We start from the raw sequence: 20006 nt of genomic DNA, 5'->3' as shown, positions 1-20006 counted from the left end.
ATATTTTTTTGAATATATATACATTACATATTTTACTATAATAAATAATGTTAATCAACGAAATAAAATTCTGTAAGCATCAGTAAATCATAAATAGGAAGTCCCGGCTGAGAGTGGGCAATCGTGTTATATAGCTTTATTTGACGTGCCAAAATTTAAATAAATTTTTTTTGATTTTTACGGCTTTTCCTGTTTCAATTGTCTCTCCCTTTATTATTTTTAAAGGGTTGTTTATAAACAGATTATCAGTAAAACCGTGCCCGTACTTCTCAGATACCGTATTAAAAGTATTACCTAAAAATGATACTCTTTTGCTGATTGAATGGTTATCGCTGGCTATTATATGAACCATGTTATGTTTTAATAATGTGTGGGCTGTCTTTTGAACGGTTTTGCCGAACATACCGTCAATACTTCCGCAGTTCACCTGAATAACGCAGCCGCTTTCAATAAAATCACAGACAAGGTTGGGCTCCTCTATGACGCATTTATATCTTTCAGGATGGGCCAGGACGGGAATCAATCCCTTTATTTTCAAATGAAAGATTACATCTTCAAAATAAGGAGGCAATTGTGAGTACATGGGAAGCTCAATCAAAATATATTTAGTGTTGTTAAGGGTCAATAAGACTCCTTTTTCATACAATTCCACAATATTCGGTGAAAAATAAATTTCCATTCCGGTCAGTATCGTCAGGCTGACATCTCTTTTTATGCAGTCCTCATTTAAAAGAGATGTCTTTTCAATAACTTCATTTTTGTCGCTTTCCATTTCATTTTCAACAAAATGAGGTGTTGCAATAATTGTGTTTATTCCCTGATTTACTGCTATGGTGCACAACTGCCGGCTGTCATTTATGTCATCTGCTCCGTCATCAATATCGGGGAGTATGTGGCAATGGATATCGTACATTATTTTTCCTCTCTTTTAAATCATTCAAGCATTTTAACTTTAGTTTTGTCGAACAGACTAATATAGAAGTGATAATCAGATATTTTAAATGGTATTCCATATATTTTTTTTATGCCGTTAATTATATTCTACCAGATAAAGTTGGAGTCTCCAAGTATTAGCATTTACTGAAAAATTTTTTTAGATAAGCTGACAAAACATATAAAATATATGGAAAATATGACGAAAGATGTTATAATGGAATATAAATTATATTAAAAGTTTAATTGAAAGTTTAATTAAAAGAATATTATTTATACGATTTTAGATTTAACTGTTTTACAAATGATAAATAACTGCTTGAGGAGGATGAAAAATGTTTTTTGGTACCAGAAAAAAGCCGGATGGGCCGACACAGTCGCAAATTGATTATGCCAAGGAACTATATCGTATGTTTCACGGCAGGGAATTAAAAAAATCCGAATTGACTAAAGAAAATATAGATAGGATTATATCCGAGTATTCAAACAAATTGCATTCCGTTATAAATGAATAAATTTGAAATGACTTGAAATGCAAAAAGCTTTCTTTAAAAATAAGGAAAGCTTTTTTAATTTTCAAGGATACGGCAGGCATTCATATTTTATTGTTTTTCTTAACGTCTTCCTCCATATATCTTTCAGCATTTTTTGATGCTGTAAGAAGGGCACACAGCAAAAACCCGAAGCTGCCGCTTATTATGGCAATAAATATGGTTTTCAGCATATTTTTACCTCCTGCACAATTAGCTGCTCTTAGATTTATCTCCACTTGAGTATTAATTTATACATTTTTTCAGGCCTGCACAGTTATGTAAAAATATTTTGTTTTCTATGTATAACATCTTTCTAAATGGAAAATAATGGACAGATAGAAGGGGCATATGCTCTTTGAAGTGGACAAATACCTCTATTTAATAATATTAAGAGAAGAGGAGGAAAGATGCCAAAAAAAATTAAAAAATGGGCAGCAAATTTACTGAGTTTGTTGTTATTGACGGTTATATTCCTATCTTTATTTCAGATTATTTCTAACATAAAAAATCCGGGACGCATTCCAAAGGTTTTTGGCTTCGGGTTTTTGGCCATCCTGTCTGACAGTATGCATCCGGCAATTCATGCCGGTGATATGATAATTTCCCGGGAAACAAAAGCTTCAAATATAAAAATAGGAGACATCATTACCTATAATGTGGACAACGATATCTACGTCACCCATAGAGTGGCCGATGTTATTGACTATAACAATGCACCTTTGTTTTTGACAAAGGGTGATGCAAACAATGCTTTTGACGGAGAATTCGTACAGCCTGAAAGGCTGGAAGGCGTAATGATGCTGAGAATACCTTTCGGAGGGTATATTGCTAATTTTATAAGAAGCGGGGCAGGATTTTTTATATTCATAGTTCTGCCGGCGATATTTCTGTTTTTAGGTAAAGATGAGGGTGTTTCGAGCTGGTCAGGCAGTGAGGAATTAAACAGAAGTGCAGATGCAGGGAATAAGGAGTAGCCATATGAAAGCTTGTATAAGTAGCAACACAGTAAATTATGTTTTATGGAGCTCAGTTTTAGTTTTGATTCAGTGACTTAAAGGACAAACATGATGTTATATATTTTGAATATAGGAGGTTCAGCAATGAAAAAAAGAATATTACTTGGTTTGATACTAATCGGGTCTATTGCATTGGGATTTAGGATAGGCTCATATGCATGGTTTTCAAGTACTGAGACAAGTGCAGGAAATGTAATCACGGCAGGTACTTTGTCGGTAAGCACCGATGGCAGCACAGTTTTGGAGAATGAAGAAAATAGAATAAACTTCAACATTGCTAATATGCAGCCGGGTGATGTTACCGAAGAGTTTAAAGTCATAGTGAAAAATACAGGTACTCTTCCGGCGGCTATATTTGGCAGGTTCACCATGAGTCCGGAACCGGAGGATAGTTCTTATCATCTTTTTAAGGATTATGAGTTTTATGACTATAAAGTAGAGTATTTTAAGGACGGAGGAGAAGAAGTTCTCCGCTGGGAGCATAGAGATGATGATAATGACCCTTACTATGGTACCGCAATAAACCAAGACTGTTTTATTAGAGGCGGCCAGGCAGAAAAGTTTGAAGCAGCCGGAGGTACTAAAGATCTTTATAACTGGATAACAGGCAAAGGCCCGTTAGATTTTATGACAAACGGAGACTCGTGGGATATGGAAGGCGTAGGCGCTAAAGGATATTATGAAATAAGCTTCAGAATTAAATATAAAGACACGGCAACAGAACAAGGACAATCCGCAAGTTTAGGTTATATAGTTAAAGCAACACAAATCAATCAGGCTGCATTAAATGATTTTGAAGAAGCATTGGAGCTGCCTGATGGTGCTCTTGCGGGACAGGAAGATTATTTAAAAGACAGCGCTGAATTATACAGATAGAAAATTATTAGGTTTGACGGACGGAAGTTTGATTCGGCGAAAAATCAATTAATTAATCTGAAAGAAAGATAAATTACCATGATGGGAGGTAAGCATATTGAAAGATGTAAATAACAAATCAATGTTGACAATTATAAGGATAAACATAATATTAGCAGCCGGTGTGCTTATCTCCCTTGCTTTTTTCTCCGGTCAGAATGTATATTCCTGGTTTTCGTCAGCTGCCTCTGCCAATATGGATGTTCAGGTAGGAACGGCAGATTCAATAATAGCGGTTATAAATATGGAGACAATTAATCCCGATAAGATACGGCTGGCAAAATCAGCTGAAATAACTGACAGCCCTTTGATATTTTTCTCTGTTGAAGGAGAAGCTGCCCAATATGTGTCTCCGTTAAACCCTGTCAGAATTGCTGACAGCATTGAAGTTCCCATTAAAGTCAGAGTTACACTGAGGCAGTATCTTGAGCTTTTGCAGAATGAAGAAGACTTTACAGGTGAAATAAAAGTAAAGTATTTAAATGAGTTTATCGATGAAGGCCTTGCCTTCACATTTAAAGGTGATTTTTTAAAGGCTTCCTTTATTGAAGCTCTGGAAAATGAAGAGAATATTACAGGGGACAGCAGCCTTAACGATGAACTGACTGAATTATTGTTATATATTGTCCGATACGGCATCTGGGATGAGGATATTGTGGATAACATTGCAGCCGGATTGGGAGTAAATGAAAAATTCTCGGAGGATATGTTTGAATTTTCATTTTCAAAAGAACAATTGAGATTGCTGAAGGCTTTGACTCCAGGCTTAATTGAATATGTTGATAGACTATATGATACAGCTCAGGAGCTGGACCATGAGAATGAAAGCATGGGAATAGAAATAGCAGATAAAGAGAATAAAATATTTGAGCTTGAAGCCGTTATTATCTCTTTGGAAGATGAAGTAAATTCACTTAAAGAACAGAATGCAGGACTTGATTTGGATAATAGGGAAAAGCTGCCGGAAACTATTGATACAACGGAGGAAACAAATACAGAAGTCGAAAATTCTGGTCAGCAGGATATAGAAAATAGCGTTCAAAATGATGAAAATTCTTCTCATGAGACGGAAGATGCAGAAAACGGCGATGATAACGCTGAAGCAGGAACTGACGGTGTCGAAAATGGGCAAAATAGCGGCAATAATCAGGATGATCCAATCGGGAATGCTGAAGATGCGCTAAAGGGCGGTCAGGAAAATAATCAGGTGGAACATAACGGCGCCGGTGTGACTGGTGAAGAGAATCAGAACAGCAATCCTATAAATGACCCCATTGAACAGCCTGTAAATGACGAAGAGGTTGACGGAAATAATGAAAATAGACAAAATAGCCGGAATAATTAACTAAAGGAGCAAAAGTCATGCAGGATAAAAGGCTGCGTTATATCACCTTTATTACAACTGCATATATCTTGCTTAACAGCCTATTGTATTGCAATATAAAAGCTGCAGCCATGCCGGGGGCAAATACTCTGCCCTTCAATATTTTGTTGGGTATGGGCAGATTCCATAACTCCATAAATGTATCACAGGCCGGCTCAATATCATCCCAATATATAATACTGGCAAGTTGGAGAAATTTTTCGGATGCCCTGCTTGCAGGCTCACTTTCTGCAAGGCTTAATGTGCCGGTATATTTTAGCGGGTATAATGATATTTCTATGCAGATTGTACAGGAAATACATAAGCTTTCACCATCAAAAATAATAATAATCGGAGATATAAACAGCATACCGCCAGTGATTGAGAATAGATTAAAAGAGTCAGGATTAATTATAGAGCGTATACAGGGCATTGACAGATACCTGCTCTCATATTTTCTCACATCTACTTTAAATTTAACAACAAGAGGCATTAATACAGGCTATCCCGTCAATATTTCACCGCAGAAAAACATTATTAATTTTTTATCTCCTTCGACATACAATACTATAATGCCAAGCGGTTATTATTTTATGCCGTTAAATATCGCACTTGATATTTTAAACAGGGTAAACCCTTTATTGCCCAATAAGACAAACAATAAGAATCGAAATAAAGAAGAAAAAACCATCATAATAGATAAACAAATCTTTGAGGAGTCCACCCCTTTTAATATCATGAACGCCTCACCTGGAGACAAATTCACTGCAGTATACCATATAAAAAATACCGGCACCGGAAAGGCGCAATTGTCGGCATATTTCAGCTGTATCCCGTCATACCCTGATTTGGGAACTCAAATCATAGTGAACAGCATGAAGTTTGACAGCAAGCTCATTACTCTTCCTGAGGGAAAAACCTATGGCAAAGCAACTGTTGCCGGCTTGAACGGTATAAATCTCACCCTGACATCCAACCTGCCGCCCCGGATGAACAAAGAGAAGGACTTTATTATAGAATGTGTATTCGCCCCGGTTAACGCCGACCATAATATTTACATGGGAAAGAGCTTAACGGGCAGTTTTATTTTTTCAGTTAAATAATTAGTATGTTTCAAGGGAGCTATCTTAATATGATGAAATGAACACTGCGGAGTTGCTATAGAGACTGTTAACTAGGCGAAGGAAAGCTGTGCCGTTGTTTGAGCGACAGCAAGTTATGGCAATAAGCTGGGGACATTTCTCAACAAAGTGAGAAGTGTCCCTTAATATTAAAAACAGCCAAGTTTACAATCTCATAGTCACGTAGCAGTTAATGAATCATATTTAAGATAGTAAATCTAGAAAACTTGAAGGGCAAAGGCAAGTTATTGTATAATTAAGTAGAAATATAAGGAAACCGAGTAAAGATGAGGTGCTGCCTTGATGGATACGTCAAACAATAACCATATATTTGCCCTGGATATAGGAACAAGAAGCGTAATAGGAATAGTGTGCAAAAGAGAGGCTACTTCTGTAAAGATTGTGGCTGAAAGCATGGTGGAGCATGACAGCAGGTCCATGATTGACGGACAGGTTCATGACGTTGAAAAAGTTGCCCAGATTGTTATGAAGGTAAAAAGAGAACTGGAGGACAAAATCGGGTATACTTTGAAGGAAGCCGCCATTGCTGCCGCGGGAAGGGCATTGAAGACAAAATGTGTCCATGTAGAGCAGGACCTTTTAGATGATATGGATATAGACAGCGTTACAATAAGCGGGTTGGAGTTTCAGGGAGTAAGCGAGGCCAGCAGGATTATAAAAGAAGAATCAACAAATGAAAAGGATCATTTTTACTGTGTTGGTTACAGCATAATTTCATATTATTTAAACGGATACACCATGACAAACCTACTTAACCACAGAGGCAGATACATAGGTGCCGATGTTTTGGCGACCTTCCTGCCTCAATCCGTTGTAAACGGACTATACAGGGTGCTGGATTTATGCAGCTTATCCGTTGCCAGCCTGACATTAGAGCCTATAGCGGCAATCGAGGCAGTAGTGCCGGAGAATATCAGGATGCTTAATCTGGCTCTGGTGGATATCGGCGCCGGGACGTCGGACATCGCTATTACAAAAAAAGGATACATAGCCGCTTACGGAATGGTGCCTGTAGCCGGGGATGAGGTAACCGAGGCTATTGCAGAGAAATACCTTGTGGACTTTAATACGGCTGAAGGAATAAAAAGAAGCCTGGCTAAAAAGAAAAAAGTAAGCTTCAAAGATATAACGGGCATGAAAAACACAGTTGAGACCGGTGAGGTTATACAAGCAATCGATGGTACCATAAAAAGGCTGGCCGGAGAAATATCAAAATCTATTTTACAGTTTAACGGTGAAGCGCCGAGAGCCATATTTTTCGTTGGAGGCGGAAGCCAGACCATTAATTTAATAGATGCTGCAGCAGCTGAGCTTGGAATGGACAGGCAGAGGATTACCGTTAAAAAGACGGATTCCATCCAGAACATAGACGGCAGCAACTTGATAATAGAGGGACCGGAAGGCGTTACCGTCATAGGTATAGCCATGACTGCCTTTAAAAAAGCCGGACATGATTTCATAAACGTGTACGTAAACGGCAGGGAATACAGGCTGTTTAATACCGAAAACCTCACAATTGTGGAGGTTTTGGGCTTGATTGGCTACGATCCGACAAATTTGATGGGCAGAAGCGGAAAAGGCGTAAAATTTACGTTAAACGGTGCATCAAGAAAAATATCGGGAGGGCCGCCGTCGCCGCCGGAAATGTTCATAAACGACAAGCCGGCTAATCTGGAGACTATAGTTAACAGCGGAGATTTTATAGTCATTAAGAATGCACTGAACGGCGAGGATGCGGAATACTCCATAATTAAGGCAGCATATAAATACGGAATAAATGTGGATGATGAGGTTATAAAAGTTAACGGAAAAGAAGAAGATGGTTTATATATAATAAAGGATAATGATGAAATTCAGATAGGTGTTCCTGTAAGAGTTAAAGAAGCAGTCAGAGAAGCAGCGGCTGACCTGGCAGGAGCTGTTTCGGAAAGTAAAGAGAAGCAGGCTGCAGCTGCGGAAATTATGCCTCAGGTCAATACCATAAATGTCACCGTCAATGGAAAGAATATAGCTTTGGAAGGCGACAACAAAATTTTTGTGGATATCTTCAACAAATATGATTTTGATTTATCTAAGCCTGCAGGAAACATCAAGCTGAAATTAAACGGAAAAGATGCGGGATTCTCGGATAAATTAAAAAATGGTGATATAATAGAGGTGTTCTGGGAAAAGTAATCATCCGGACGTAATAAAAGAGGTGGTTTGTTTGTATAAGCTCATTGTGTCCGACATGGACGGGACTTTGCTTAACAGCTCGGGGGAAATTTCCAAAGAAAATGCAGATGCAATAAAAGAGGCTATGAAAAGCGGAGTGGAATTTGCCATAGTTACCGGCAGGCCCTACGTTTCAGCAAAGAGCATATTAAAGGAAAGCGGCATAAAATGTTCCGTTATAGGGTGCAACGGAGCCCAGGTTGCCGATGAAAACGGAAATATCGTAAAGACTCATTATATAAACAGGGACAGCTTGAACGCTATTATAAAAAGGGCGGAAAAAGCAAACATATATTATCATATATATGATGATAATTACATTTACACAAAGAGCAGGTTTGACCTTTTAAAAGTACTTAAGAACTATTCCAAAAGCGCTGTAAGCAGCCAGTTCAGCATAAGAAAAATAATCAGGGGAATAAAAAGGCTTTATTTTACCGAAGTAAACGTCAAGAGAAATCTGGCTGCCTTTGCGGCTTCAAAAAAAGGCGGCTTTTATAAAATACAGGTATCATCAACGGATAAGGAAGCTCTGGCTAAATTCAAGGAAAGCATTAAAGGCATACCCCATGTCGATATCACATCCTCCAATTACTACAACGTAGAAGTAGGGGTGGAGGGCGTCACAAAGGGAACAGCCCTAAAAGAGCTGGCGGATTTAAAAGGCATCAAACGTGAAGAAATAATAGCCATGGGAGACAACTACAACGATATGCCAATGCTTGTATATGCCGGCTGCGGCGTCGCCATGGATAACGCCGTAGACGAAGTCAAGGCGGCATGCTCCTTTCACACAAAATCAAACGACGACCATGGCGCCGCCTATGCCATCCAAAAACTCATCTTCGATGGGGAATTCCACCGGGAATAAAAATAAGTGTTGCTTCCGCAACACTTATTTTTATTCCTGGAAGGGGACGGTTCACAACTATTTGTCTTTTTAACCCAATTAGGACATGCTCCTCATTGGGTTTATTAAAGTCGTCTAGTCATTTAGGACCGAAGTCGCCTGGGGAAGTTGCTTGGTGCTTGGGGTGCTTGGGGACGGTTAACAATTATTGATTATTTTGACATAATTGGGACTTGCCCTTAAAAGGCAAAAATGGGTCAAGGGACGATTCGTGATTGTTAATTATTTGACACAATTAGGACATACCTGCCGTTTTTAAACTTTAGTATAGTAAAGTCCATCAAAATCTGATAAAATTTATAGAAATATAGAATGGTTGGAGTTTAACCAGAACAGGAGAGATTTTAATGGCTATTATAAAATCATTCAAGGCAATAAGACCTGAGACCAGACTGGCTGAAAAAGTGGCAGCCCTTCCTTATGATGTTATGGACAGCAATGAGGCAAGGAAGATGGTAACAGGAAATGAGTTTTCGTTTTTGCACGTTGATAAAGCGGAAATCGACCTGGAGCCATCCGTTGATATATATGACAAAAGCGTATATGAAAAGGCAAGGGACAATCTCTATTCAATGATTGATAAAGGTATTTTAAACAAGGATCAGAGGGACAACTTATATATATACAGGCTGGTGATGGATGGGCGTGCACAGACCGGGCTTGTTGCCTGTACATCCATTGATGATTACATGAAGGATGTCATAAAAAAGCATGAACACACCAGGGCGGACAAGGAAAAGGACAGAATAAACCACGTGGATTATTGCAACGCCAATACCGGCCCCATATTCATGCTGTATAGGGCAAAGGCCCGGGTTAACAGCATAATTGACAGCTGGACATCAAATAATAAAGCAGCATACGATTTTGTGGCTGAGGACAACGTCTCCCACACCATCTGGGCAATTGACAATGATGATATTATTAAGGAACTTGCAGATATTTTTAAAGGCATAGATTATTTATACATTGCCGACGGCCATCACAGAGCGGCATCGGCTGTCAAGGTAGGCTTAATGAGAAGGGACGAAAATCCTGATTACGATGGCAGCGAGGAATTCAACTACTTTTTATCGGTGCTTTTCCCCGACGAGCAATTATATATTATGGATTATAACAGGGTTGTAAAAGACTTGAACGGACTGACTGACAAGGAGTTTTTAATTGAGATTTCCGAGGGATTTTACGTTGATGAATATAAAGGCTCAGGACAGTATAAGCCTGCCTGCAAGCACACCTTTGGAATGTACTTAAGCAAAAGATGGTACATTTTAACTGCCAAGGAAAAGACATTTGATGAAAATCACCCGGTGGATTCGCTTGATGTATCCATATTGCAGAACAATTTGCTGAATCCAATCCTCGGAATAGAAGATCCAAGGACGGATAAAAGAATTGACTTCGTAGGCGGGATAAGGGGCTTAAAAGAACTGGAAAGAAGAGTAGAGGGAGGCTATGGCGTGGCTTTTTCCATGTATCCAACCACCATTTCTGATTTGATGGCTATAGCCGATGCCGGCATGGTTATGCCTCCAAAATCCACCTGGTTCGAGCCAAAGCTAAGAAGCGGCCTCTTTATTCACGAGCTTAAATAATAAACCAGCATAAATATGATTCCATTCACGGCTACGTAGCTTAGAAGCTGTAAAACTCGACTGTTAAGGCAAGGTGACACTCCTCGTTTTTTTGAGGAATGTCACCAACCTATCACCATAGCTTGCTTTACTCAAACAATGATGCAGCTTCCCTGCGTCTCGTTAACAGCTTCTACAGCCACTTCGCAATGTTCCTTCCATCATATTTAGGCTGGTTCTTAATTTTACACTCTGATCATATAACTGATGCCTCACAGAAAATATGGCTAATCTTACAACCTCATAAAGCACTTTAACAGGGCAGCCTTTGAAAAAGGCTGCTTTTTGTGCTGATGATAATAGTTATGAGCCTGAGATTCAGCACATTTTTTTGTTAAATTTAATTAAAAATTTTTTTATGGGTATTATAAAACCATGAGACAAAAAATGAGTTGAATGGGAGACATAATACTATGCTTTTAATTATATTAATTGTACTTTTTATAATCGTCATAGCTGTCCTTGCGGTGAATCTTTACAATTGCATGAAAGTAAAAAACGACACCATCCCTCACACATGGGCAGCCATTCTTAATATAGAAGAATTAGAAAAGCACAGTATGGAAATAGCGCTGAGCCATGCGGTTTCATCAAAAACCAAATCTTCAAAGAGGCTCATACCAAGGCTTAACGAAAATTTTGAATACATAGCAAAAACATATAAAGAGCTAAATTCCGAGGTGTCAAAGAGGCGTCCTGTCGCCCCTGCCGCCGAGTGGCTTTTTGACAATTTCTATGTCATCGAAGAGCAGGTAAAGGAAATAAGATTGTCATTTCCAAAGGGATATTATGCAGCGCTTCCCAGCATTTTAAACGGAGAACACAAAGGCTATCCGAGGGTGTACAGCCTGGCATTTGAGGTTGTATCCCATACTGACGGGCGGATAGATGAGCGGCTTTTAATTAATTTTTTAAAGGCTTATCAGTCAAAATCCCAGCTGACCAGCGGAGAATTATGGGCAGTGCCCATAATGCTTCGCGTCGCCTTGATTGAGTTTATAAGGAATTTATGCGAAGAAATATTAAAATCCCAGGGAGAGAAAAGCCTGGCGGATGACCTGGCTGATTCCATATTAAGAGACAATGTTGATATAAACACCGTTGCAGCTGAAATCAACTCAATTACCAAGGATATGGAGTTTATGAGCCATTCCTTTGCCGAGCGGCTGTTAGTGAGGATAAGGCGGCACAGCGGTGAAACAGGCGCAATTATGGCATTGATAGATGACAAACTGGCTTCCAAGGATACCAAGTCCTCGGAAGTCATAGCAATTGAGCACCAGGAACAGGCTAAAAGGCAGATATCCATAGGCAACACCATAACCAGCTTAAGGCTCATATCGAATCTTGGCTGGAACAACATATTTGAAAAGCTCAGTCCCGTTGAACAAATTCTTGAGGAGGACCCGGCGGGTGTTTACAGCCGCATGGATTTTGAAAGCAGGGACTGCTACCGCCACGAAATAGAATTGATGGCAAAGGATTTACGGATTTCCGAATCCATGGTGGCCCAAAAGGCATTGGACTGCGCTTTAAGTGCACCTGAGGATGATGATAAAAGGATAAACCATGTCGGCTATTACATCTTAGGCAGCGGCAGAAAAAAATTAGAAGAGATCGTTGGCTATAAGCCGGGGCCGTGGAAAAAATTCATAAAGCTTTTAAAGCTGTATCCAACATTGATATACCTGTGGTCTGTTTCAATACTGACTTTGATCATTTCATTTACATTGGCATTTGCAAACTACAAAGCGGCTGATGGGCAAAGTGCTGCCGTGCTTATTTTATGCGCCCTTGCGGCGCTTTTGCCGGCAAGCGAACTGGGCGTCGGCATAGTCAACTGGGTTGTCACCCATATATTAACCCCGTCATTCCTGCCCAAACTGGAGCTTAAGGAAGGAATACCTGAGAACTGCACTGCAATGGTTGTGGTGCCCACCCTTCTTCCCAATAAGATAAGGGTAAAGGAATTGTTCGGGCAGCTGGAGGTATATTATCTTGCAAACCAGGATAAGAATCTTTATTTTGGCATCCTGGGAGACTTTACCGATGCCAAGGAAAAGGAAATGCCGGGGGATGAGGATATAATCAAGACCGCCTTGGAGGAGGTTTACAGGCTCAATCAAAAATACGCCGCTGATAATGATATTTTTTATTTTTTCCACAGGTACAGGAAATTTAATCCTGCCGAAGGAAAATGGATGGGATGGGAGAGAAAAAGAGGAAAGCTCATGGAATTCAATGAGCTCTTAAGAGGCGCACAAGATACTACATATCATGTAAAAAGCAATGACTTATCGGAGATTCCGCCCGTTAAATATGTAATTACGCTGGATGCGGACACCGAACTGCCAAGAGGCGCGGCAAAAAAACTCATCGGAACCCTGTCTCATCCTTTAAACCGGGCGGTAGTGGATGAAAATCAAAAAAGGGTTTTGGAAGGCTATGGAATACTGCAGCCACGCATTAATGTCAGCGTTTTGAATGCAAATAAATCCTTATTTTCCAGAATATTTGCGGGAAAAGGCGGAATCGACCCATATACCAACGCAATATCCGATGTGTATCAGGACCTTTTCGGTGAAGGCATATTCACCGGCAAGGGCATATACGACGTAGACATTTTTCAGAGCATGCTAAAGGGATATATCCCGGAGAATGCTGTGCTTAGCCACGACCTTTTGGAGGGCTCTTACATAAGGGCGGGGCTGGTAACTGACATTGAGTTAATAGACGGATTCCCCAGCAAGTATAACTCCTATGCCGCCAGAATGCACAGGTGGGTGAGGGGAGATTGGCAGCTTCTGCCCTGGCTGATGCCAAAGGTAAAGGACGTGAAGGGCGAGTATGTTAAAAACCCATTGTCTGCCATAAGCCGGTGGAAGATTTTCGATAACTTAAGGCGCAGTCTTATTTCCCCTGCCCAGGTGATATTGATTTTTCTTACATTCACTGTGCTGCCGGGGCTTAAATCGCTGTGGACCGGCTTTGCCATACTTACAATTGCCCTGCCCATACTTTGCGGCATGGCAGATGCGGTTATCGCCAGAACCAGGACTAAAAGCTTAAGCTCGAGAACGGCCTTTGACTTTAAAAGCATCTTTATTCAGACGCTCCTGACTTTAATATTCATGCCTTACAGGGCTTATCTGATGCTGGATGCGGTGATTCGTACCATAGTCAGGCTGTTGGTAACAAAGAGAAACCTTTTGGAGTGGGAAACGGCGGCAGATGCTGAAGCCCGGCTCAAGTGCGATACAAAATCCTTCTTTACCAGGATGTGGGCGGCGCCCGTGATTGCCGTGCTTTTGCTGATTTCGGTGCTGACGGTATCTCCGGTTAATTTATCCGGTACCCTTGTTTTTGTCATACTGTGGGTTGCTTCACCTACCATTGCACAGTTTATCAGCCTGGCGGATGATCATAAAAAACCCCTATTGAACAAAGATGATATTTATGAATTAAGAAGGCTTTCAAGAAAGACCTGGAGGTATTTTGAAGATTTTGCGGGACAGGCGGAAAATTATCTGCCTCCCGACAACTACCAGGAGGAGCCGGACAGGGGTGCGGCGCACAGGACATCTCCTACAAATATGGGGCTGCTGCTTGCATCCATACTTTGTGCCCGGGATTTAGGCTATATATCCACAAAGGAAATGCTTGAAAAAACAGAAAATACATTTAAAAGCCTGGAGAAGCTTGATACCTGGAAGGGGCATTTTTATAACTGGTACGATACCAAGACATTGCAGCCTTTAAGGCCTCTTTATGTTTCAACCGTTGACAGCGGCAATTTTGTCGGCTGCCTCATGGTTTTAAAGGAAGGGCTTAAGGAATATTTGAAAAGGCCCCTTATTGATGCTGCCTTTATAGACGGCATATTCGACACTTTGGAACTTTTAAAAGATGATTTAGGTTATGAGGATGAGGTTATAAGCCTTATGTCCTATTTTAAAGGCGCAGCCGGCAGCCCGGCAGGTTGGTTTAAGGCGCTGACGGACTTTAAAAACAAAAAAAGTGAAATTGAAAGAGCCCTTAATTTAGGCAATTCTCCCTGGAATTACAAGGTAGACTCCATGATTGCCTCCCTTGAGGATGAGTTAATGGATGCAATGCCCTGGGTTAAACTGACGGAAACAATGTCCTGCGCCTTAAGGGGCAGTGAAAATAAAATCAGGATAAAGGTAAATGATGTCATAGACAAAATAGCTAAGGACACCTCGCCGGCGGGGCTTTGCAAAAATTACCGCCTGGTCATGGCGGATATAAACAGCATAATGGGTGAAGCAAAGGAGCCAGAAGCATCAAAATGGCTGAGGGAATTTAAGGACTCGGTGATGAAGGCCTATCTGAACTGCAATAAAATTTTAAGCACCGGCAAAATACTGTGGGAAGCAGCTGAAAAGATGACAGCAGGCTGTGATTTTAAACCTCTTTTTGATGAGGGCAGGCAGCTTTTTGCCATAGGATACAGCATAGAAGAAGAGCAGCTTAACAAATCCTATTACGATTTGCTTGCATCGGAGGCCAGGCAGACCAGCTTTATTGCCATTGCAAAGGGAGATGTGCCGGAGCGGCACTGGTTCAGATTGGGAAGGCAGTTAACCCTTCTTGACGGCACGAAGGGTCTGGTTTCCTGGAGCGGTACAATGTTTGAATACCTCATGCCCCTTCTTTTCATGAAAAATTATAAAAACACCCTTATGGATGAAACCTATAATTTCGTGGTGGCGGGGCAAAAGGAGTACGGTAATTTGCGGAGGGTGCCCTGGGGTGTGTCGGAATGCGGCTACTACGGCTTTGATGCTTCTCTTAATTACCAGTACAAAGCCTTTGGTGTCCCCAAATTAGGATTAAAAAGAGGATTGATAAATGATATCGTTATTGCACCTTATGCCACGATATTAGCATTGATGGTGGATCCGGTGTCTGCCATGAAAAACATACGGGAATTAAAAAAAGAAGACCTTATGGGAGCCTACGGATTTTACGAAGCCATAGATTACACTCCCGGCAGAGTGCCGGTAGATAAAAAAGGAGCCATTGTCAGAAGCTTCATGGTGCATCACCACGGCATGAGCCTTATATCCCTGAACAATTTTTTGAAGGATAACATAATGCAGGAAAGATTTCACAGGGATCCAAAGATAAAAGCCACCGAGCTTTTGCTTCAGGAAAAGATGCCGGGGAGGATTGTGCTTACAAAGGATGTTGAAGATGAAATTTATCCTGTAGGGAAGATTGCAAAGCCTGTTGAGGATTATGCCAAGGTCATAAAGGAGCCTGTACTTCCATTCCCCGATGCGCATATTATATCAAACGGCGCTTATTCCGTAATTGTATCAAACAGCGGCACAGGCTTGAGCAGAAAAGAGGATACGGTAATCACCAGGTGGAGAGAGGATTCGGTATTGGATACTTACGGGATGTTTTTCTACATCCAGAATATAAATTCCAACAATGTGTGGTCGGCGGCCTATGAGCCGTACAAGGTCATGCCGGAGGAGTACAGAGTGGTGTTTTCAGCCGATAAGGTGGAATTTCAGCGGGTGGACGGAAGCATTGATACCCACATGGAAATTTCAGTATCTCCCGAGGATAATGCGGAAATCCGAAGGATTTCCCTTACAAACCACAGTGACCATGCCAGGGTTATTGAAGTCACGAGCTATTTTGAGGTCGTATTGTCACGGCAGTCGGCAGATACCGCCCATACCGCCTTTAACAAGCTCTTTGTAAGGACTGAATATGTGGATAAATATAACAGCCTGCTTGCCACAAGGCGTCCCAGGTCATTGGAGGAAAAGCCCGTATGGCTTGTTCATACCGTTGCCGTTGAAGGCGAAACCATAGGACCGGTGCAGTATGAAACAGACAGGTTGAAATTTTTAGGAAGAAACAGGGATTTATCCAACCCGGCGGCAATGGATGTGGATCATCCGCTTCTTAACAGCATTGGGCCGGTTATCGACCCTATTATGAGCTTGAGAAGAAGGGTCAGGATAAAGCGGGGAGAAACCGTAAAGCTTGTATACACTACCGGTATAGCAGCAAGCCGGGAGGGAGTAATGGAGCTTGCCGGCAAATACAGCGAAATGCCGGCGTCAAACAGAGCATATGAGCTGGCATGGACCAAGAGCCAGATGGAATCCGGCTTCCTCAATTTAAGAAACAGCGAGGTCGAGACATATCAGAAAATGGTAGCCCATCTTTTGTATGTAAGCCCTTTAAGGAGAACGAGGGAAGACGTGCTTAAAAAGAATGTAAAAGGGCAGTCGGGATTATGGCCCCATGGAATTTCCGGGGATGTGCCGGTTTTATTAGTGGCTTTATCTAAAATAGATGAAATAGATGTGGTGCAGGAAGCATTAAAAGCCCATGAATTTTTGCGTCACAAGGGCTTTGCCGTTGACCTTGTAATATTGAATGAGGATGCTGGAAGCTACATACAAACTCTGCAGCGTCATTTGGAGGATGTTGTGGCAGCCAGCCACGGAAGAGATATGCAAAACCGTCCAGGCGGCGTCTTTTTAAGGCAGGCAAACACAATGGAGCCTGAGGAGAGGGTGCTTTTATATACCGCAGCCAGAATTGTCTTAAAGGGAGAGCTTGGCTCCATTGCAAAGCAGCTTAGGTTAAAACATATTGAAAATGCTGTGCCTGCCATCGAAGATGTCAATAGACCCAGAAAGAGTTATCCGCCCTTTAAGGAAACTGTTAACGGGCTTGTATTTAACAATTCCTTGGGGGGCTTTAAAAAGGACGGCAGCGAATATGTCATACAGATAAACGAGGATACAAACACGCCGGCACCCTGGTCAAACGTCATATCAAACGAGGGATTTGGCTGCATTGTGACGGAGAGCGGTTCGGGCTATACCTTTGCGGAAAACAGCAGGGAATATAAGATAACGCCTTGGTACAACGACCCGGTGGCTGATCCTCCGGGAGAGGTTTTATATATCAAGGATGCCGAGGATTTGGATGTGTGGTCCGTAACGGCAAACCCAATAAGAGAAAAAGAGCCTTATGTTGTAAGGCACGGCTTTGGGTATACGGTATACAGCCACGTGAGCCATGGCATAAAACAGGAAATGACGGTATTTGTTCCAAAGAGCGGGAAGATAAAAATAATGCATGTAAAGCTTAAAAATATATCCGACAGGCCGAGAAGCCTGAGGGTGTGCTATTATATGAGGCCGGTCCTTGGTGTGACGGACCAGATTACGGCACCTTACATCGTCTCAGAGGTGGATGAAGGAACGGGGGCACTGCTTCTAAGAAACACCTACAGCGATGATTTTGCCGGAAGATATGTGTGCATTGATACATCGGCAATTGAGAGAAATGTAACGGGAGACAGGGCGGAATTTATCGGGAGGGGAAAATCCTTAGAATGCCCGGTTGGATTATATAGAAACAATTTATCCGGAAAAGTGGGGGCGGGATTTGACCCTTGCGGTGCCATGGAGATAAGCCTAATTCTGGAAGAAGATGAGGAAAAGGAGCTTGTATTTACATTAAGCCAGGGTGTAAACCGTGAGGAGGCTTTAAATACATCATTAAGATACAGGGATTTAAGTGAAGTAAAGTCTGCTTTTGATGAAGTAAAGGCAATGTGGGTAAAGAAGCTTCAAACTATACAGGTGTCCACGCCGGATAACTCCTTGAATATCATGGTCAACGGATGGCTCATGTATCAGACCATAGCCTCCAGGTTCTGGGCCAGGTCTGCTTTTTATCAGAGCGGCGGGGCCTATGGCTTCAGAGATCAGCTGCAGGACGCAATGGCCATATCCTTTGTATCGCCTGAAAGTACGAGGGGCCATATTTTATACAGCGCCGCCCATCAATTTTTGGAGGGTGATGTGCAGCACTGGTGGCATCCCGTAACGGACAGAGGAATCAGAACCAGGTTCTCCGATGATTTGCTGTGGCTGCCTTACGTTACAGCAGATTATATAAGTGTTACCGGAGATTATAGCATTTTGGATGAAACAGCGCCTTTTTTAGAGGATGAACCATTAGATGAAAAAGAAGATGAAAGGTACAACAAGCCCCGGGTTTCCGGTCAAGCAGGAACCATTTATGATCATTGCCTGAGGGCGATTGACAGGTCCCTTAAATTCGGTGAGCACGGAATACCTTTAATGGGGTCGGGAGACTGGAACGACGGCATGAGCACCGTTGGAAACAAGGGAAGGGGCGAAAGCGTGTGGCTGGGCTGGTTCTTGTATAAGATACTCAATAATTTTGCTCCCATATGCAGGAGGAAAGGAGATAACGATAAGGCAGACAGCTTTATTGAGACTGCAAAAACTATCGTAAATAATATAGAAAAAAATGCATGGGACGGAAGCTGGTACAGAAGGGCATATTTTGATGACGGCACGCCACTAGGCTCCGCATCAAACAGCGAGTGCAAGATTGATTCCCTGGCTCAGTCCTGGTCGGTAATATCAGAAGGCGGTAAAGAATACAGGTCCATTGAAGCTATGGGTGCATTGGAGCAGTATCTGGTAAAAAGGGATGAAGGTTTAATAATGCTGTTAACTCCATCCTTTGATAAAAGTGAATTGGAGCCGGGGTACATCAAGGCCTATGTGCCGGGAGTCAGAGAAAACGGAGGCCAGTATACCCATGCCGCCGTATGGGTGGTCCTGGCCTTTGCAATGCTGGGAAACGGCAACAAGGCATGGGAATTGTTTAATATGATTAACCCGATAAACCATTCAACTACTGCATTGGATACCGCCCGCTACAAGGCGGAGCCCTACGTTATGGCAGCAGATGTGTATGCCGTTGAACCCCACGTAGGCAGAGGCGGCTGGACCTGGTACACAGGAGCCTCCGGCTGGATGTACAGAGTGTGCATAGAACACATCTTAGGCCTTAAAATCCGCGGCGACAAATTGATGATTGACCCTTGCATACCAAAAGAATGGGGAGAATACTCCATGAAATACAACTATCAGGACACCCAATATATAATCACCGTCAAAAACCCTTACGGCACCAACCACGGTGTCAAAAAGGTATACCTAGACGGAGGCGTGGTGGAAGACAACATAATCCCTTTAACCAATGACAACCGCGACCACCACATCGACGTCCTCATGTAGAAAAAGCGGAGCTCCCCGCTCCGCTTTTTTCCATCCAGGGGGACGGTTAATCCAGAGGGACGGTTAACAACTTTTTCTGCTAATCCAGGGGGACGGTTAACAACTTTTTCTGCTAATACCACAATTCAGCTCACTACTATTTTAGTGCCCGTTTGAGGTTTGGGGACGGTTAACAATTCTTCTTTATTTATCCACAATTTGTTTAATCTACAAAAATTAGGCAA

Annotated in this window: 11 protein-coding genes; 9 read left to right on the top strand and 2 right to left on the bottom strand. The window is 41.8% G+C overall.

Going from position 1 to position 20006, the window contains the following annotated elements:
• Positions 1-136: 136 nt before the first annotated feature.
• Entirely contained in the window at positions 137-913 is a 777-nt protein-coding gene (locus OXPF_RS06345) for a tyrosine-protein phosphatase (RefSeq protein ID WP_054874370.1), read from the bottom strand.
• 355 nt (positions 914-1268) lie between these two features.
• Between OXPF_RS06345 and OXPF_RS06340 the strand changes: the two genes are divergently transcribed.
• Positions 1269-1448: a hypothetical protein gene (locus OXPF_RS06340; protein ID WP_054874369.1), complete on the top strand. Its 180-nt coding sequence runs from the start codon at positions 1269-1271 to the stop codon at positions 1446-1448.
• 80 nt (positions 1449-1528) lie between these two features.
• Here the strand turns inward: OXPF_RS06340 and OXPF_RS23335 are convergent, their stop codons facing one another.
• On the bottom strand, positions 1529-1657 hold the full coding sequence (locus tag OXPF_RS23335; protein WP_278308354.1) for a hypothetical protein: 129 nt from the start codon (positions 1655-1657) through the stop codon (positions 1529-1531).
• A 216-nt stretch (positions 1658-1873) separates the two neighbouring features.
• Between OXPF_RS23335 and OXPF_RS06335 the strand changes: the two genes are divergently transcribed.
• From OXPF_RS06335 to OXPF_RS06300, 8 genes are all read left to right on the top strand, one after another.
• Positions 1874-2440, top strand: coding sequence for a signal peptidase I (locus OXPF_RS06335; protein WP_054874368.1), 567 nt, complete (start codon positions 1874-1876; stop codon positions 2438-2440).
• A gap of 126 nt (positions 2441-2566) precedes the next feature.
• Positions 2567-3358 (top strand): TasA family protein, encoded by a 792-nt coding sequence (locus OXPF_RS06330; RefSeq protein ID WP_054874367.1) that lies wholly within the window; start codon positions 2567-2569, stop codon positions 3356-3358.
• Positions 3359-3455: 97 nt separating this feature from the next.
• Positions 3456-4742, top strand: a complete 1287-nt coding sequence (locus OXPF_RS06325; protein ID WP_054874366.1) for a hypothetical protein — start codon at positions 3456-3458, stop codon at positions 4740-4742.
• A 17-nt stretch (positions 4743-4759) separates the two neighbouring features.
• Positions 4760-5863 carry a cell wall-binding repeat-containing protein gene (locus tag OXPF_RS06320; protein ID WP_054874365.1) on the top strand — a complete coding sequence of 368 codons (1104 nt, stop codon included), beginning with the start codon at positions 4760-4762 and terminating at the stop codon, positions 5861-5863.
• A 321-nt stretch (positions 5864-6184) separates the two neighbouring features.
• Positions 6185-8077 carry a cell division FtsA domain-containing protein gene (locus OXPF_RS06315; RefSeq protein WP_054874364.1) on the top strand — a complete coding sequence of 631 codons (1893 nt, stop codon included), beginning with the start codon at positions 6185-6187 and terminating at the stop codon, positions 8075-8077.
• Positions 8078-8108: 31 nt separating this feature from the next.
• On the top strand, positions 8109-8987 hold the full coding sequence (locus tag OXPF_RS06310) for a Cof-type HAD-IIB family hydrolase (protein WP_054874363.1): 879 nt from the start codon (positions 8109-8111) through the stop codon (positions 8985-8987).
• A gap of 386 nt (positions 8988-9373) precedes the next feature.
• Positions 9374-10621, top strand: a complete 1248-nt coding sequence (locus tag OXPF_RS06305; protein ID WP_054874362.1) for a DUF1015 domain-containing protein — start codon at positions 9374-9376, stop codon at positions 10619-10621.
• 452 nt (positions 10622-11073) lie between these two features.
• Positions 11074-19782, top strand: a complete 8709-nt coding sequence (locus OXPF_RS06300) for a glycoside hydrolase family 94 protein (RefSeq protein WP_054874361.1) — start codon at positions 11074-11076, stop codon at positions 19780-19782.
• Positions 19783-20006: the final 224 nt, after the last annotated feature.

The sequence above is a fragment of the Oxobacter pfennigii genome, from assembly GCF_001317355.1.
GTDB classification, from domain to species: Bacteria; Bacillota; Clostridia; order Clostridiales; family Oxobacteraceae; genus Oxobacter; species Oxobacter pfennigii.
The sequence above is the reverse complement of the archived record's forward strand: the minus strand, read 5'-3'. Positions and strand labels throughout refer to the sequence as shown.

Coding starts and splice junctions, on each gene's coding strand:
- OXPF_RS06345 (WP_054874370.1), bottom strand. CDS start 913: ATGTACGATATCCATTGCCACATACTCCCCGATATTGATGACGGAGCA.
- OXPF_RS06340 (WP_054874369.1), top strand. CDS start 1,269: ATGTTTTTTGGTACCAGAAAAAAGCCGGATGGGCCGACACAGTCGCAA.
- OXPF_RS23335 (WP_278308354.1), bottom strand. CDS start 1,657: ATGCTGAAAACCATATTTATTGCCATAATAAGCGGCAGCTTCGGGTTT.
- OXPF_RS06335 (WP_054874368.1), top strand. CDS start 1,874: ATGCCAAAAAAAATTAAAAAATGGGCAGCAAATTTACTGAGTTTGTTG.
- OXPF_RS06330 (WP_054874367.1), top strand. CDS start 2,567: ATGAAAAAAAGAATATTACTTGGTTTGATACTAATCGGGTCTATTGCA.
- OXPF_RS06320 (WP_054874365.1), top strand. CDS start 4,760: ATGCAGGATAAAAGGCTGCGTTATATCACCTTTATTACAACTGCATAT.
- OXPF_RS06315 (WP_054874364.1), top strand. CDS start 6,185: ATGGATACGTCAAACAATAACCATATATTTGCCCTGGATATAGGAACA.
- OXPF_RS06305 (WP_054874362.1), top strand. CDS start 9,374: ATGGCTATTATAAAATCATTCAAGGCAATAAGACCTGAGACCAGACTG.
- OXPF_RS06300 (WP_054874361.1), top strand. CDS start 11,074: ATGCTTTTAATTATATTAATTGTACTTTTTATAATCGTCATAGCTGTC.